Raw genomic sequence first — 805 nt, forward strand, 5'->3', positions numbered from 1 at the left:
ACTCACCGCCAGTGCCAGAGCGAAAAGAATTAGAGCGCCAGCTCGAAACACTGCAGCACGATATTCAGAAACTGCAGCTTGAGCACGACCTTTTGAAGAAAGCGACCGAACTCATAAAAAAAGAACTGGGCGTCGATCTGCAACTCCTGAGTAATCGGGAGAAAACGCTGTTGGTTGACGCCCTAAAAGATCTTTATCAACTCCCGGATCTGCTTGCTCAGTTGGGACTGGCGCGCAGCTCATATTTTTATCATCGAGCCCGCATGAGGATGACCGACAAGTACCTCCCTATACGTCAAAACATCACCGAAATCTTCGAAGCCAACCGTCGATGCTATGGCTACCGCAGGCTACAGGCGTCATTGGCCAAACAATGCGTTACAATCTCAGAGAAGGTTGTGCAGCGGTTGATGAAACAGGAGAACCTGATCGTTGCCACGCCAAAGCGGCGGCGATACCGCTCTTATCTGGGAGAAATCAGTCCGGCACCCGAGAACCTTATTAATCGCAACTTCCAGGCCACAGCGCCGAATGAGAAATGGCTGACTGATATCACTGAATTCCATATCCCGGCTGGCAAGGTGTATCTCTCACCCATCATCGACTGTTTCGATGGTTTGGTTATCAGCTGGTCACTCGGAACGAGACCAGATGCGGAATTGGTCAATATGATGCTTGATGCCGCCATAGAAACTGTGACCGACGCAGATAAACGGCCAATAGTGCATTCTGATCGCGGTGCACATTATCGCTGGCCGGGTTGGCTATCGAGGATCAGTGATGCGAAGCTGGTGCGCTCAATGTC

Annotated in this window: 1 protein-coding gene; it reads left to right on the forward strand. The window is 50.9% G+C overall.

All coding sequences use genetic code 11. The annotated features are described in order from the left end of the window. The coding region (locus tag OIV19_RS23630) for an IS3 family transposase (RefSeq protein ID WP_264234344.1) at positions 1-805 on the forward strand (805 nt) is incomplete at both ends.

It is taken from the genome of Brucella sp. HL-2 (genome assembly GCF_025846885.2).
Lineage (GTDB): Bacteria > Pseudomonadota > Alphaproteobacteria > Rhizobiales > Rhizobiaceae > Brucella > Brucella quorumnocens.